Origin of the sequence: Halarchaeum salinum, from assembly GCF_039520965.1 — an archaeon.
Taxonomy (GTDB): Archaea; Halobacteriota; Halobacteria; order Halobacteriales; family Halobacteriaceae; genus Halarchaeum; species Halarchaeum salinum.
The window spans coordinates 1-740 of sequence record NZ_BAAABL010000048.1; the positions used below are offsets into that span (position 1 = coordinate 1).

The 740-nt window shown below is 56.6% G+C and carries 1 protein-coding gene and 1 pseudogene; both read left to right on the forward strand.

Annotated features, from left to right (window positions below):
• Nucleotides 1-222, forward strand: a pseudogene (locus ABDZ36_RS08720) (hypothetical protein); the annotation flags it as partial.
• A gap of 284 nt (nucleotides 223-506) precedes the next feature.
• The coding region (locus tag ABDZ36_RS08725; RefSeq protein WP_343749152.1) for a UPF0175 family protein at nucleotides 507-740 on the forward strand (234 nt) is incomplete at its 3' end.

The window sequence follows — 740 nt, forward strand, 5'->3', positions numbered from 1 at the left end:
CAGCCGTCGTCCTTGGAGAGCGCGTTGATGCGCTCGCGGACGGCGTCGACGAATTTCGGACTGCGGTTCTTCTACTTCGCGTTTGCGTGTCTTCTCTACTCGATTTGGCGGGCGGTCGATCTACTCGTCCAAGTCGAGTTGACGGGTGAGTACGAACACTCACCCATTGTGACGGCCGACAATACGCTCACGCTGCTGAAGAAGGAGACCGGAATTGGATAGGGAGGTCCTCTGTCCGGGGCAATGCGGATTCCTGAGTGGCAACGCTGTCGGGAATCTCGGAAATTCACCGATCTAGTTGGTAGTACGACACGAGAAGGTCCTCGAGAGAGAATTCGAAGCGTCCTCCACTCACAAATTCGCCCCAGACCACGCATTACAGCCCCACTAAACCCGCCGTAGTCTCAACTTCCCATCCCCACAGTAGTTGAGACTGGTCGCCTCAATGCATACGGCATTCTGGCACAGTTCATAAATAGTATGAAGGCGTAGTCTCGGATAGAACGATGGCACGAATTACCGGCTCCTATCCAGATGATCTCGACCTCCTCATCGAGGGCGCTGTCGAGGCTGGTGTGTTCGGTGGCAAGAGCGATGCGTTGCGCGAGTTCGTGCGTGAATACTTCGAGGACCACGAGAACGAACGGATTGCAGCGGCGGTCGCCCTCTACGAACGCGAGCGAATCACGCTCGGTGATGCCGCGAGACTTGCTGATGTCGACCGCTGGACGATGCGTGAC